The 13,621-nt window shown below is 74.6% G+C and carries 10 protein-coding genes and 2 riboswitches; of the genes, 6 read left to right on the top strand and 4 right to left on the bottom strand.

All coding sequences use genetic code 11. The features are described 5' to 3' along the window. Position 1: 1 nt before the first annotated feature. Positions 2–3,628, bottom strand: coding sequence for a cobaltochelatase subunit CobN (cobN, locus tag FHU33_RS17275; protein WP_142026438.1), 3,627 nt, complete (start codon positions 3,626–3,628; stop codon positions 2–4). Between the two features lie 26 nt (positions 3,629–3,654). Beyond that, positions 3,655–3,792: riboswitch (cobalamin riboswitch) on the bottom strand. Positions 3,793–3,848: 56 nt separating this feature from the next. Between cobN and cobG the strand changes: the two genes are divergently transcribed. Genes cobG through FHU33_RS17290 form a run of 3 tightly spaced genes read left to right on the top strand, consistent with a single transcriptional unit; the run spans position 3,849 to position 7,195 of the window. After that, entirely contained in the window at positions 3,849–5,018 is a 1,170-nt protein-coding gene (gene cobG, locus FHU33_RS17280) for a precorrin-3B synthase (protein WP_142026439.1), read from the top strand. A 57-nt stretch (positions 5,019–5,075) separates the two neighbouring features. Then, entirely contained in the window at positions 5,076–5,699 is a 624-nt protein-coding gene (locus tag FHU33_RS17285; protein ID WP_246063762.1) for a precorrin-8X methylmutase, read from the top strand. Continuing rightward, positions 5,696–7,195 carry a precorrin-2 C(20)-methyltransferase gene (locus tag FHU33_RS17290; protein ID WP_142026440.1) on the top strand — a complete coding sequence of 500 codons (1,500 nt, stop codon included), beginning with the start codon at positions 5,696–5,698 and terminating at the stop codon, positions 7,193–7,195. The genes FHU33_RS17285 and FHU33_RS17290 overlap by 4 nt, the downstream gene beginning before the upstream one ends. Here FHU33_RS17290 and FHU33_RS17295 read toward each other — a convergent pair. Beyond that, positions 7,183–7,920, bottom strand: coding sequence for a cobalt-precorrin-6A reductase (locus FHU33_RS17295; RefSeq protein WP_142026441.1), 738 nt, complete (start codon positions 7,918–7,920; stop codon positions 7,183–7,185). The two genes, FHU33_RS17290 and FHU33_RS17295, sit on opposite strands and share 13 nt — an antisense overlap. A 116-nt stretch (positions 7,921–8,036) precedes the next feature. On the opposite strand from FHU33_RS17295, the gene FHU33_RS17300 reads away from it, so the two are divergent. Continuing rightward, positions 8,037–9,128, top strand: a complete 1,092-nt coding sequence (locus FHU33_RS17300) for a cobalt-precorrin-5B (C(1))-methyltransferase (protein WP_211355165.1) — start codon at positions 8,037–8,039, stop codon at positions 9,126–9,128. Here the strand turns inward: FHU33_RS17300 and cobM are convergent. Both cobM and cbiE read right to left on the bottom strand, forming a co-directional pair. Then, positions 9,125–9,865, bottom strand: coding sequence for a precorrin-4 C(11)-methyltransferase (gene cobM, locus FHU33_RS17305; RefSeq protein WP_142026443.1), 741 nt, complete (start codon positions 9,863–9,865; stop codon positions 9,125–9,127). The two genes, FHU33_RS17300 and cobM, sit on opposite strands and share 4 nt — an antisense overlap. A 4-nt stretch (positions 9,866–9,869) precedes the next feature. After that, positions 9,870–11,099 carry a precorrin-6y C5,15-methyltransferase (decarboxylating) subunit CbiE gene (gene cbiE, locus FHU33_RS17310; RefSeq protein WP_142026444.1) on the bottom strand — a complete coding sequence of 410 codons (1,230 nt, stop codon included), beginning with the start codon at positions 11,097–11,099 and terminating at the stop codon, positions 9,870–9,872. Positions 11,100–11,153: 54 nt separating this feature from the next. Here cbiE and FHU33_RS26255 point away from each other — a divergent pair, with 54 nt between their 5' ends. After that, positions 11,154–11,288 (top strand): hypothetical protein, encoded by a 135-nt coding sequence (locus FHU33_RS26255; protein WP_281281657.1) that lies wholly within the window; start codon positions 11,154–11,156, stop codon positions 11,286–11,288. 51 nt (positions 11,289–11,339) lie between these two features. After that, positions 11,340–11,484: riboswitch (cobalamin riboswitch) on the top strand. Between the two features lie 72 nt (positions 11,485–11,556). Next, positions 11,557–13,620 (top strand): putative cobaltochelatase, encoded by a 2,064-nt coding sequence (locus tag FHU33_RS17315; protein ID WP_142026445.1) that lies wholly within the window; start codon positions 11,557–11,559, stop codon positions 13,618–13,620. The last annotated feature ends 1 nt before the right edge of the window (position 13,621 follow it).

Genomic DNA, 13,621 nt, shown 5'->3' on the forward strand with positions numbered 1-13,621 from the left:
GTCACCGGGCCGCCGGGATCGGCGACTCGCCTCCCTCGAGGTCGCCCTCGGTGTCCAGGTACGCCTGCTGGAGCTCGGCCAGCAGCGCCGGATCGGGCTCCGCCCACATCTTCCGGTCCACCGCCTCCAGCAGCCGCTCGGCGATGCCGTGGAGCGCCCACGGGTTCGACCTCTCCATGAACTCGCGGTTCTCCGCGTCGAGCACGTACGTCTGCGCGAGCTTCTCGTACATCCAGTCGGCGACGACGCCGGTGGTGGCGTCGTAGCCGAACAGGTAGTCGACGGTCGCGGCGAGCTCGAAGGCGCCTTTGTAGCCGTGCCTGCGCATCGCCGCCAGCCACTTCGGGTTGACCACCCGGGCGCGGAACACCCGAGCGGTTTCCTCGCTCAGCGAGCGGGTCCGCACGGACTCGGGCCGGGTCGAGTCGCCGATGTAGGCCGCCGGGGCACGACCGGTCAAGGCGCGGACACTCGCGACCATCCCGCCGTGGTACTGGAAGTAGTCATCGGAGTCGGCGATGTCGTGCTCGCGGGTGTCGACGTTCTTGGCCGCCACCGCGATCCGCTTGTAGGCGGCCTCCATGTCGGGCCTGGCCTGCACCCCGTCCAGGTCACGGCCGTAGGCGTAGCCGCCCCAGACCGCGTAGACCTCGGCGAGGTCGGCGTCCCCGCGCCAGTTGCGGCTGTCGATCAGCGGCAGCAACCCGGCCCCGTAGGCGCCCGGCTTCGATCCGAACACACGGGTCGTGGCCCGTCGCCGGTCGCCGTGGGTCGCCTCGTCGGCGTCCACGTGCGCCTTCACGTAGTTCTGCTCGCGCGGCTCGTCCAGCGCGGCCACCACCGTCACTGCGTCGTCCAGCATCGTGACCACGTGCGGGAAGGCATCCCGGAAGAACCCGCTGATGCGCACGGTGACGTCGATCCGCGGTCGGCCGAGCTCGGCGAGGGGGATCGGTTCCAGGCCGGTGACCCGTCGGGAGGCGTCGTCCCACAGCGGGCGGACGCCGAGCAGGGCGAGCACCTCGGCGATGTCGTCGCCCGAGGTCCGCATCGCCGAGGTACCCCACACCGAGAGGCCGACCGAGCGCGGGTACTCCCCGGTGTCGGCCCGATAGCGGTCGACCAAGGACTCGGCCATCGCCTGCCCGGTCCCCCAGGCCAGCCGCGAGGGCACCGCACGAGGGTCGACGGAGTAGAAGTTGCGGCCCGTGGGCAGCACGTTGACCAGCCCGCGGAGCGGCGAACCCGACGGCCCGGCCGGCACGTAGCCGCCCTCGAGCGCGTGCAGCGTGGCGTCGAGCTCGTCGGTGGTGCGCGCCAGCCGGGGCACGATCTCGTCGACGGCGAAGCGCAGGACGGCGACGACGGCGTCGTCGTCCCGGCCGAGCACCTCCGCCACCACCTCGGCGACGGCGACGGCGGTCCAACCGCGCTCCTCCATGGCTGCGACGAGGGCCTCCGCCTGCGCCTCCACGGCGTCGGTTGCGGTCAACCCGGCCGTGCCGTCCTCGGTCAGCCCGAGCGCTTCGCGCAGCCCGGGGAGCGCGACCGAGCCGCCCCAGATCTGCCGGGCGCGCAGCATGGCGAGCACCAGGTCGACCCGGTCCTGTCCGCTGGGCGGTGTTCCCAGCACGTGCAGGCCGTCGCGGATCTGCGAGTCCTTGATCTCGCAGAGCCAGCCGTCGACGTGCAGGATCATCTCGTCGAAGTGGTCGTCCTCCGGCCGGTCCTTCAGGCCCAGGTCGTGGTCGAGCTTGGCGGCCTGCAGCAGGGTCCAGATCTGCGCGCGGACGGCGGGCAGCTTGGCCGGGTCCATCGCGGCGACGTTGGCGTGCTCGTCGAGCAGCTGCTCCAGCCGGGCGATGTCGCCGTAGGAGTCGGCTCGCGCCATCGGCGGCACCATGTGGTCGACCAGGGTTGCGTGCGCGCGGCGCTTGGCCTGGCTCCCCTCCCCCGGGTCGTTGACCAGGAAGGGGTAGACCAGCGGCAGGTCGCCGAGCGCGGCGTCGGGCCCGCACGAGGCCGACATGCCGACCGTCTTGCCGGGCAGCCACTCCAGGTTGCCGTGCTTGCCCACGTGGACCAGCGCGTGCGCCCCGAAGACCGCTCGCAGCCACCAGTAGGCCGCCAGGTAGTGATGGGACGGTGGCAGGTCGGGGTCGTGGTAGATCGCGATCGGGTTCTCCCCGAAGCCGCGGGGCGGCTGGACCATCACGACGACGTTGCCAGCCCGCAGCGCCGCGAAGACGATGGCACCGTCGGCCTCGTCGACGAACAGCGAGCCCGGTGCCGGTCCCCAGTGCTCCTCCATCGCCTGCCGCAGGTCGGCCGGGAGAGTGTCGAAGAAGGCGCGGTACTCGGCGGCGGGGATGCGGACCGGATTGCCGCTCAGCTGCTCCTCGGTGAGCCAGTCGGCGTCCTGCCCGCCCGCGGCGATCAGCGCGTGCACCAGGGTGTCGCCGTCGAGGTCTGCGACGCCGGGCAACGCGTCCGGCCCGTCGAACGGGCCGATGTCGTACCCCTGCCCCGCCATCGCGGCCAGCAGCCGGACGACCGACGCCGGAGTGTCCAGGCCGACGGCGTTCCCGATCCGCGCGTGCTTGGTCGGATAGGCGCTGAGCATCACCACGACGCGGCGCTCCTCCGGCGGCGTGTGCCGCAGCCGGGCATGGGCGACGGCGGTGCCGGCGACGCGGGCCGCGCGTTCGGGGTCGGCGACGTAGGAGGTCAGCCCGTCGGCGTCGGTCTCCTTGAAGGAGAACGGCACGCTGATCAGCCGGCCGTCGAACTCCGGGATGGCGACCTGGTTGCCGACGTCGAGAGGCGAGAGCCCGTCGTCGTCGGCGGCCCACTCCTCCCGCGACCGTGTGAGGCACAGGCCCTGGATCACCGGGATGTCGAGCGCCGCGAGCTCGCCGACGTCCCAGGCGCCGTCGTCACCACCGGCCTGCGCCGTCGCCGGCCGTGAGCCGCCGGCAGCGAGGACCGTGACGACCATCGCGTCTGCGCCTCGAAGGGTCTCCAGCAGTCCTGGGTCGACCGACCGCAGGGACGAGGTGAACACCGGCAGCGCGCGGCCACCGGCGTCCTCGATCGCCCGGCAGAGGGACTCGACGAAGTCGGTGTTGCCGGCCAGGTGGTGGGCCCGGTAGTAGAGGACGGCGACCGTCGGGCCGCTCGTCGTCCTGACCGCGCGGTCGAGCCGTCCCCAGTCGGGTGCGACCGCCGGCGGGTCGAACCCCTCACCGGTCAGCAGCACGGTGTCGGACAGGAACCGGCGCAGCTGGACCAGGTTCTCCGGCCCGCCCTGTGCGAGGTAGCCGTGCGCCTCGGTGGCCACCCCCATCGGCACCGTCGAGAGCTCCATCAGCTCGGCGTCGGGGACCTGCTCCCCGCCGAGGATCACGACCGGCGCCGGACCGGCCAGCAGCGGGGCGAGCATCTCCTCGTACTGCCGCCGCACGCCCAGGATGCGGACGACCACCAGCGCGCTGCCCTCGACCAGCGCGGCGATGCCGGCGTCCCCCAGGCGGGCCGGGTTGCCCAGGCGCCATCCCGCACCGCTGGCGCGGGCGGAGAGCAGGTCGGTGTCGCTGGTGGACAGCAAGGTGAAGCCGGGGACGCTCACAGCGCTACCTCACTCGGGGTCCGCGCCCCGGGTCGTCGGGCACGGCAGCCGGAGTGTCTGGCTCCCCCGGTCTCCCGGGCTCACAGTGGCGGGACCGCGCCGGATTCTCACCGGCTTCCTCGCTGACTGACGTGATGACGCCGACCGTACCCGGCGACTGCGATCACCGGAGCCCGGGCCCGAGCTGCCCTCGGCGCGAGGCAGTAACCTCGCCGGCGCGATGACATCCGGACCGGCCGAGGATCGCCCTCCCCGCGCTCGCCCCGACGCCTGCCCCGGTGCCCTGCAGGTGCACCGGGCGGCCGACGGCGGCCTGGCCCGGATTCGCGTCCCGGGCGGGGTTCTGACCGCGGTGCAGCTCCGGGTGCTCGGCGCTGCTGCCCGGGATCTCGGCGACGGCGCCCTGGAACTCACCAGCCGCGGCAATCTGCAGCTGCGCGGGCTGCCCCCGGGCGCGGAGCGCGAGCTGGGTGGCCGCCTCGCCGCCGCGGGTCTGCTCCCCAGCGAGACGCACGAGCGGGTGCGCAACGTGCTGGCCAGCGTGCTGAGCGGCCGCACCGGCGGGCTGCTCGACGTCCGCCCCTGGGTTTCCGACTTCGATGCCCGGCTGTGCGCCGATCCAGAACTCGCCGAGCTGCCCGGCCGGTACCTCGCCGCCTTCGACGACGGCCGCGGGGACGTCGCCGGGCTCGGCGCCGACGTCGGCCTGCTGGGCCTGGACGACAGCACCGTGGCCCTGCTCCTGGCCGGCGTCGACAGCGGGGTGCGCACGACACCGGACGGCGCCGTCGGTCTCGCGCTCGCCGCGACCCGTGCCTTCCACCGCGAGCGCGCTGTCCAGGGCGCCACCGCGTGGCGCCTGGTGGAACTGGCCGAGGGGCCGGTGCGGGTCGCCGCCACCCTCGGTGACTCGACGAGCGCTCGGGTGGCGGTCGCGCCGGCGCCTCCGACCGGCCCGGCCGGTGCCGTTCCCCAGGACGACGGGCGCACCGCGCTCGTCGCCGTCGTCCCGCTCGGCCGGCTCACCGCACACCAGGCGGAACTGCTCGCCGACACGGCCGTCACGGAACTACAGGTGACGCCGTGGCGCAGCGTCGTCGTGCCGGACCTGACCGGTGCCGCAGCGGCCGCCAGCTTGTCGGCCGCCGGTCTCGTCCTCGACCCCGCCAGCCCGTGGCTCGCGGTGACCGCGTGCGCCGGGCGACCCGGATGCGCGAAGTCGCTGGCCGACGTCCGCGGTGACGCGGCGCGGGCCGTCGCGACCGGCACGCTGCCTCTACGGGACGTGCGCCAGCACTGGTCGGGGTGCGAGCGGCGCTGCGGGCGCCCGCAGAGGGACGTCGTGGACGTCGTCGCGACGGGTGACGGGTACCGGATCGCCGCGACGTAGCCTCGCCCCGCACGGCGCTCCTCCGCGCCGCCACCGAGTCGACGGAGACGCGCGCACGTGATCCACGAGTACGAGAAGGACGGCGCCGAGATCTACCGGCAGTCGTTCGCCACCATCCGCGCCGAGGCGGACCTCGCCGGGCTGCCCGACGACGTCACCCGGGTCGCCGTCCGGATGATCCATGCCTGCGGGCAGGTCGACCTGGTACGGGACCTGGCCTTCTCCCCCGACGTGGTGCACCGCGGGCGCCAGGCCCTGGACGCCGGTGCCCCGGTGCTGTGCGACGCCGAGATGGTCGCCTCGGGGGTCACCCGCCGCCGGCTGCCCCGGGACAACGACGTCGTCTGCACGCTGAACGACCCACGAACACCCGGACTCGCTGCCGAGCTGGGCACCACCCGGACCGCTGCGGCCCTGGAGCTGTGGCGCGACCGGCTCGACGGCGCCGTCGTCGCCATCGGCAACGCCCCCACCGCGCTGTTCCACCTCCTGGAGATGGTCGCGGCGGGCGCGCCCCGACCGGCCGCCGTCCTGGGCATCCCGGTCGGCTTCATCGGCGCCGCCGAATCCAAGGACGCCCTCGCCGCCTCGGACCTCGAGTTCCTCGTCGTCCGCGGGCGTCGGGGCGGCAGCGCCATCACGGCGGCGGCGGTCAACGCGATCGCGAGCGACGCCGAATGAGCACCGGCCGGCTGTACGGCGTGGGGCTGGGCCCCGGCGACCCTGAGCTGCTCACGATCAGAGCCGCCCGGTTGATCGGCGCAGCCGACGTAGTGGCGTTCCACGCCGCGCAGCACGGACGGTCGGTCGCGCGCGGCGTGGCAGCGCCCTACCTCCGCGAGGGCCAGATCGAGGAGCTCCTCGTCTACCCGGTGACCACCGAGACCACCGACCACCCCGGGGGCTATCAGGGCGCCATCGACGAGTTCTACGAGTCCGCGGCCGCACGGCTGGCCGCCCACCTGGACGCCGGACGGGACGTCGTCGTCCTGGCCGAGGGCGACCCGTTCTTCTACGGCTCGTACATGCACATGCACAAGCGACTCGCGCACCGCTACCCCACCGAGGTCGTGCCCGGCGTGACCAGCGTGAGCGGCGCCGCGGCGGCGGTCGGCCGGCCCCTGGTCGAGCGAGACGAGGTGCTCACCGTGCTCCCCGGCACCCTGGGTGCCGATGCGCTGGCCGAGCGGCTGGCCGCCACGGACTCCGCAGCGGTGCTGAAGCTCGGCCGGACCTTCCCCGAGGTCCGCGAGGCCTTCGACCGCGCCGGGTTGCTCGACCGCGCCCTCTACGTCGAGCGGGCCACGACCGGCCGGCAGCGCACGATGCCGCTCGCCGACGTCGATCCGGCGAGCGTGCCGTACTTCTCCCTCGCGCTGCTGCCCAGTCCGCTGACCTCCGGCGCTCCGCCTCTCTACCGACCGGGGGCGGGTGACGGCCACGGCGGCGAGGTGGTCGTCGTCGGGCTCGGCCCCGGCTCGCGCAACTGGACCACGCCGGAGGCGGCCGACGCCCTCGCCGCCGCCGACGTGCTCGTCGGATACGGCCCCTACCTGGACCGGGTGCCCCCGAACCCCCGGCAGGAGCGCCACCCCAGCGACAACCGGGTCGAGGCCGAGCGCGCCGCCCACGCCCTGCGGCTGGCGCATTCCGGACGGCGCGTCGCGGTCGTCTCCAGCGGCGACCCGGGCGTCTTCGCGATGGCCGCCGCGGTGCTGGAGGTCGCCGGCCGGCCCGAGTTCGCCGGCGTCCGCGTTCGCGTCGTGCCCGGCCTGACCGCCGCCCAGGCCGTGGCCGCCCGGGTCGGGGCCCCACTCGGCCACGACTTCTGCGTGCTGTCGCTGTCCGACGTCCTCAAGCCGTGGGACGTCGTCGTGGACCGGCTCCGCCACGCCTCGGCAGCCGACCTGGTCATCGCGATCTACAACCCCCGCTCGAAGCACCGCCCGCACCAGCTGGGCGAGGCGCAGAAGGTGCTGCTCGAGAACCGCTCTGCGGACACGGTCGTCGTCGTCGGCCGGGACGTCGGGGGCCCGGAGGAACAGCTGACCGTGACGACACTGGGCGACCTCGACCCCGCGACCGTCGACATGCGCTGCCTCGTGCTGGTCGGCTCGTCGCAGACCCGGGTCGGACCGGCCGGCGCGGTGTGGACGCCGCGCACCTACCCTGCCTGAGACCCCACCCAGGCGAGCGCCTCGTCGACGGTCCCGACCACGGCCAGCCCGGCCGGCAGCGGAGGGCGGCGGACCAGCACGACCGGAAGGCCGAGCTGGCGGGCGGCGGTGAGCTTCGCGGCCGTCATGGCTCCGCCGCTGTCCTTGGTGACGACGACGTCCACCTCGTGCTGCCGCATCAGCGCCAGCTCGTCCTCCACGGTGAAGGGCCCGCGCGCCAGCACCACCGTCGTCCGCGGGGGCAGCGGCGGGGCCGGTGGGTCCACCGACCGGACGAGACACGGGCCGTTCAGTCCCGCGAACGCGCCCACGCCGTGCCGGCCCGTGGTGAGGAAGACCGAGCCGAACCCACCGACGGCCGCCGCGGCGGCTTCGAGCGAGTCGACCCACCGCCAGTCGTCGCCGTGTTGCGCCACCCAGCCCGGTCGCTGCAGTCGTAGCAGCGGGACGCCGGTGAGGCGTGCGGCCTCCGCCGCGGAGTCCGTCATCGTGGCCGCGAACGGGTGCGTAGCGTCGACGACCGCGGCCATCGGTGCAGCTCGCAGCCAGCCGACGAGGCCCGCGACGCCACCGAAGCCGCCGATGCGGACATCACCCTCCGGGATCATCGGATCTGCCACCCGCCCGGCCAGCGAGCTCACGACGTCGACGCCCGCGGTGACCAGCGCGGCGGCCAGCCGCCGGGCCTCACCGGTGCCCCCGAGCACCAGCACCCGCCCGGTCATCGGGCACCGGCCCCGCCGATGTGCGCATGGCGGCGGGTATGGATCGCCCGGATACCGCCGTCGTGCGCATATCGGCGCTCTGCAGGCGGTCGAGGGCCGGCGTGCAAACTGGCTGGGTGACGACCGCGGGCAGGGAGGGCAGCACCGGCCTGCGCTACGGCTGGACGACGGGCGCCTGCGCGACCGCCGCCACCACCGCGGCGTACACCGCGCTGCTCACCGGCGACTTCCCCGACCCGGTCACCGTCGACCTGCCGAACGGCAAGCACCCGTCGTTCGCCCTGGCGACCGAGCTCATCGAGGACGGCGCCGCGAGCGCGGGCATCGTCAAGGACGCCGGCGACGACCCCGACGTCACGCACGGTGCACTGGTCTCGGCCCGTGTCACCCACGGCGCGGCGGGCACCGGCGTCACGTTCCGGGCCGGCGCCGGGGTCGGCACCGTGACCAAGCCAGGTCTGCCGCTGCCGGTCGGCGAGCCCGCGATCAACCCGATGCCGCGGCAGTTCATCCGGGAGCACGTCGAGGCCGTCGCCGCCCGGCACGGCGGAACCGGCGACCTCGTCGTCGAGATCTCGGTGCAGAACGGCGAGGAGCTGGCCCGCCGGACCTGGAATCCGCGGCTGGGCATCCTCGGCGGGCTGTCGATCCTCGGCACGACGGGCGTCGTCGTCCCGTACTCGTGCTCGTCCTGGATCGACTCGATCCGCCGCGGTATCGACGTCGCGCGCGCCGCCGGACACCGGCACGTGGCCGGGTGCACGGGCAGCACCAGCGAGCGGGTGGTGAGCGAGCTGCACGGCCTGCCCGAGGACGCGCTGCTCGACATGGGCGACTTCGCCGGTGCGGTCCTGAAGTACCTGCGCCGGCACCCGGTGCCCCGGCTGACGATCGCTGGTGGCATCGGCAAGCTGGCCAAGCTCGCCGACGGCCACCTCGACCTGCACTCCGCCCGCTCGCAGGTGTCGCCGGACGCGCTCGCCACGATGGTGCGCGACGCCGGCGGCTCCCTGGAACTGGTCGAGGGCGTGCGGGGTGCCAACACCGCGCTCGACGCGCTGCAGCAGTGTCAGGCCGTCGGGCTGCCGCTGGGCGATCTGGTCGCGACCGGTGCCCGGGATACCGCGCTCGGCGTGCTCCGCGGCGCGCCGGTCGAGGTCGACGTCGTGGTGATCGACCGCTCCGGGACCGTCGTCGGCCGGGCCTAACGGCATCTCGTCGTCGAGTACAGGTGGCTGTCGGGGAACGACCCCGCCGCCAGAACCGAGCCGACGATGACGACCGCCGTGCGCCTCACCCCGGCGGCCTCCACCTGCTCGGCGATGTCGGCCAGCGTGCCGCGCAGGACCAGCTCGTCGTCCCGGCTGGCACGGGCGACCACGGCCACCGGACAGTTCGCTCCGTAGTTCGGCACCAGCTCGGGCACGAGCTCGGCGATCCGTTGCACAGCCAGGTGCAGGACCAGGGTGGCGCGCGACGCTCCGAGCGTGGCCAGGTCCTCCCCCGGCGGCATCGGGGTGGATCGGGCCGACGTGCGGGTCAGGATCACCGTCTGCCCCACCCCGGGGACGGTCAGCTCCCGCTTGAGCGAGGCGGCGGCCGCGGCGAACGCGGGGACGCCCGGGACGACGTCGTAGGGCACGTCGAGGGCGTCCAGCCGGCGCATCTGCTCGGCCATCGCGCTGTAGATGGACGGGTCGCCGGAGTGCAGCCGGGCGACGTCGAGCCCCGCCTGGTGGGCCGCCACGAGTTCCGCGGTGATCTGGTCGAGGTCGAGGTCGGCGGTGTCGACCAGCCTCGCACCCTCCGGCGCCGTCTCCAGCAGCTCGCGGGGCACCAGGGCGCCGGCGTAGAGGCAGACCGGCGCGCCGGCGATGATGCGGGCAGCCCGGACGGTGACGAGATCGGGGGCTCCCGGGCCTGCTCCGATGAAGTGCACGGTCATGGCCTCACCGAACCACGGACCAGATCGTGACAGGCATCGACGGCTTCCAGCCGGTGAAGCTCCCCACGGGTCCCGCCCGCTGGACACCGAGACGCACCAGATCGCCACCGATCCGGGAGTACCAGCCGGCGAGGACCGCCTCGCTCTCGACGGTGACGGCGTTGACCACGAGGCGGCCACCTGCCGGCAGCGCCGCCCAGCAGGTCTCGAGCAGCGACGGCGTCGTGGCCCCACCTCCCACGAAGACCGCATCCGGCGCGGGCAGGCCCCTCAGCGCACCGGGGGCCCGCCCCTCGACGACCTGCAGGCCCGGCACTCCGAGACGGGTGGCGTTCTGCCCGATGCGACGCACGCGATCAGACTGCGACTCGACCGCGATCGCCCGGCACGACGGATGGATCCGCATCCACTCGATGCCGATCGAGCCGGCGCCCGCGCCGACGTCCCACAGCAGCTGTCCAGGCAGGGGCACGAGCTGGGCCAGGGTGACGGCACGGACCTCGCGCTTGGTCAGCTGGCCGTCGTCCTCGAACGTGGCGTCGGGCAGCCCGGGCACGGTCGGGAGCGGCACGGTGCCCGGATCCGCCACGGCCTCCACGGCGGTCACCACCAGCGGATCGATCACTCCGTGCGGCCAGTCCGCGGCCGATCCGATGACCGCACGCTCCGCCGGCCCTCCCAGTTGGGCGAGTGCGATGACGCGGCTGGAGCCGTAGCCGTGGCGGGTCAGGAACCCGGCGACCTCGGCCGGGGTGGCGCCGTCGGAGCCCAGCACGAGCAGCCGCCTCCCGGGAGTCACGTGCGGCGTGAGCAGGTCCAGCGACCGTCCGACGACGGAGACGACGGTGGTCTCCTCGACCGCCCAGCCCAGCCGCGCGCAGGCCAGCGAGACGGATGAGGGATGCGGGAGGACGTCGACCGAGCCCGGTCCGTGGAGCCGCACGAGAGAGGCACCGACCCCGGACAGCATCGGGTCACCGCTGGCCAGCACCACGACCCGGCGACCGGGATGCGCGTCGGTCAACGTCGCCAGCGCGTGACCCATCGGCGATGGCCAGGGAACCCGCTCGGCGCCGACGTCGTCGGGAATCAGGCCCAGTTGGCGGGCACTGCCGCGCAGCACGTCGGACCGCGCGATCACGCGCCGCGCGGCGGGGGACAGGCCGTCCCAGCCGTCGGCGCCGACGCCCACGACGGTTACGGGCGCCCGCTCGTCCCGCTCGTCTGCACGCACGTCGGGCGATCCTAGGCACCCGGCCTGGCAGACCGGTTGACACGATGACCGGCGATGGACGCCCCGATCGGGGCCGGCCTTCTCCTCGGCGCCGCCGCCATGCTGCTGGCCGATCGGCGACGCGGCCACCCCGTGGCCGGTTCGGCACCCTTGCCGCTGCCTGCACTGCTGCCACCGGGGCCGGGGTGACGACGGCCGGGCCGGCGTGGTGTCATAGCCGGGCCACACGCGACGGCAGTGGAGGAAGCCCGGTGAGATTCCGGCGCGGTCCCGCCACTGTGACCGGGGAGTCCGTCCCCATGTTCGGCCACTGCTCGGCACGGGTCCTGCCCGGTGCGGAGCGGGAAGGTCGGGGACGGGCGTAGATCCGGGAGCCAGGAAACTCCAGCCGTCGTCCCTGCCACCTCCGGGCGTGGACACCCGGGGAGAGGACGCGTGCCATGCGCGGATACCCCGCGTGACCTACCCCTTCGGCGCCGTCGTCGGCATGGACGACATGCGGCTGGCCCTCTTGCTCAACGCGGTCTCCCCCGCCGTCGGCGGCGTGCTGGTGCGCGGCGAGAAGGGCACGGCGAAGTCGACCACGGTGCGCGCTCTGGCCGCGGTCCTGCCGGCGGTTGCGGTCGTCCCCGGTTGCCGGTTCGCCTGCGACCCGGCTGCGCCGGACCTGGACTGCCCGGACGGACCGCACGATGCCGACGCGGCGGGACGGACGCGCCCGGCCCGGCTGGTGGAGCTTCCGGTCGGCGCCTCCGAGGACCGGGTCGTCGGGGCCCTCGACCTCGAGCGGGCGCTCACAGAGGGCGTCAAGGCCTTCGAGCCCGGCCTGCTCGCCGCCGCCCACCGCGGCGTCCTCTACGTGGACGAGGTCAACCTCCTCCACGACCACCTGGTCGACCTGCTCCTGGACGCGGCCGCGCTGGGCCGGGCCTACGTCGAGCGCGAGGGCGTCTCGGTGCGGCACGCGGCCCGCTTCCTGCTCGTCGGGACGATGAACCCCGAGGAGGGCGAGCTCCGCCCCCAGCTGCTGGACCGGTTCGGGCTCACCGTCGAGGTGATCGCACCGCGGGACCCGGCGCAGCGAGCCGAGGTCGTGCGTCGGCGGTTCGCCTACGACGCCGACCCCTCCGGCTTCGCGGACACGTGGGCGACGCAGGAGGCGGAGTTGGCCGCACGCATCGCCGACGCCCGCGACCGCCTCCCGCACGTCGCCCTCTCCGACGACGCGCTGCGCCAGGTGACGGCGGTCTGCGCCGCATTCGACGTGGACGGCCTGCGCGCCGACATCGTCACCGCCCGCGCGGCCATCGCGCACGCCGCCTGGAGCGGTCGGGATGCGGTCACCGAGGAGGACGTCCGGGTCGCCGCTCGGCTGGCACTGCCCCACCGTCGACGCAGGAACCCGTTCGACGCGCCGGGTCTGGACGACGACACGCTGGAGCAGGCCCTGTCCGATGCCCGCCCGGACGGCGACGATCCCGACGACAGTGGCCCCGACGACAGCGGCCCGGATGGCGACGGTCCCGACGGTGGTGCCGACGGCGGTGCCCCGCGCTCGCCCTCCGGTCCGTCCGGGGACACCGGGACGACGGAGCCTCCGGGCGCCGACAGCGGTACCGAGGCGCACCCTCCCTCGTCCGCACCCCGCGGTGAGGGAGCCGGCTCCACGGAGGCCGGCGCCGCGCCCGAGCGCGCCGCGGTCACGCCGTCCGACCCGTTCCGCGCCCGGCGGCTGGAGGTCCCGGGCATCGGTTCCGGCGCGGCCGGCCGCCGCTCGCGCGCCCGTTCCGAGCGTGGCCGGGTCGTGGGCTCGACCCACCCCTCTGGCACGGTCACGAAGCTGCACCTGACCGACACCGTGCTCGCCGCCGCCCCGCACCAGCGGGCCCGCGGTCGCACCGGCCCGGGGCTGCAGGTTCGCCGGGAGGACCTCCGCCAGGCCACGCTCGAGGGACGGGAAGGCAACCTCGTCCTCTTCGTCGTCGACGCCAGCGGCTCGATGGGCGCCCGGGCGCGGATGGGCGCGGTGAAGGGCGCCGTCCTCTCCCTGCTGCTCGACGCCTACCAGCGGCGGGACAAGGTCGGACTGGTCACCTTCCGGGGAGCGGGCGCCGACCTGGCGCTGCCACCCACCTGGTCCGTGGACGCCGCTGCCGCCCGGCTCACCGGCCTGACCACCGGTGGCCGTACCCCGCTGGCGGCCGGACTCCTGCGAGCCCATGAGGTGCTGCGGGTGGAGCGCGTCCGGGACCCGCAGCGCCGGCCGCTGCTCGTCGTCGTCACCGACGGCCGCGCCACCGGCCCTCGGGGCGGCGCCTCACTGGCCGACGCCCACGCCGCCGCGGGACTGCTGGCCGCGGCCGGGGTCGCGAGTGTCGTGGTCGACTGCGAGACCGGCCCCGTCCGGCTCGGCCTCGCCGCCACGCTGGGCGCCGTCCTCGGTGGCCCGACGCTCTCCATGGCGGAGCTGGCCGCCGAGACCCTCGCAGCGACGGTCCGCAGCACACGAAAGGCGGCCTGAC

This window comes from Blastococcus colisei (assembly GCF_006717095.1).
Taxonomy (GTDB): Bacteria; Actinomycetota; Actinomycetes; order Mycobacteriales; family Geodermatophilaceae; genus Blastococcus_B; species Blastococcus_B colisei.

What these genes read in the sequence shown, in the direction of transcription:
- cobG (WP_142026439.1), top strand. Translation starts at nt 3,849, where the DNA reads ATGACATCCGGACCGGCCGAGGATCGCCCTCCCCGCGCTCGCCCCGAC.
- FHU33_RS17290 (WP_142026440.1), top strand. Translation starts at nt 5,696, where the DNA reads ATGAGCACCGGCCGGCTGTACGGCGTGGGGCTGGGCCCCGGCGACCCT.
- FHU33_RS17295 (WP_142026441.1), bottom strand. Translation starts at nt 7,920, where the DNA reads ATGACCGGGCGGGTGCTGGTGCTCGGGGGCACCGGTGAGGCCCGGCGG.
- cobM (WP_142026443.1), bottom strand. Translation starts at nt 9,865, where the DNA reads ATGACCGTGCACTTCATCGGAGCAGGCCCGGGAGCCCCCGATCTCGTC.
- FHU33_RS26255 (WP_281281657.1), top strand. Translation starts at nt 11,154, where the DNA reads ATGGACGCCCCGATCGGGGCCGGCCTTCTCCTCGGCGCCGCCGCCATG.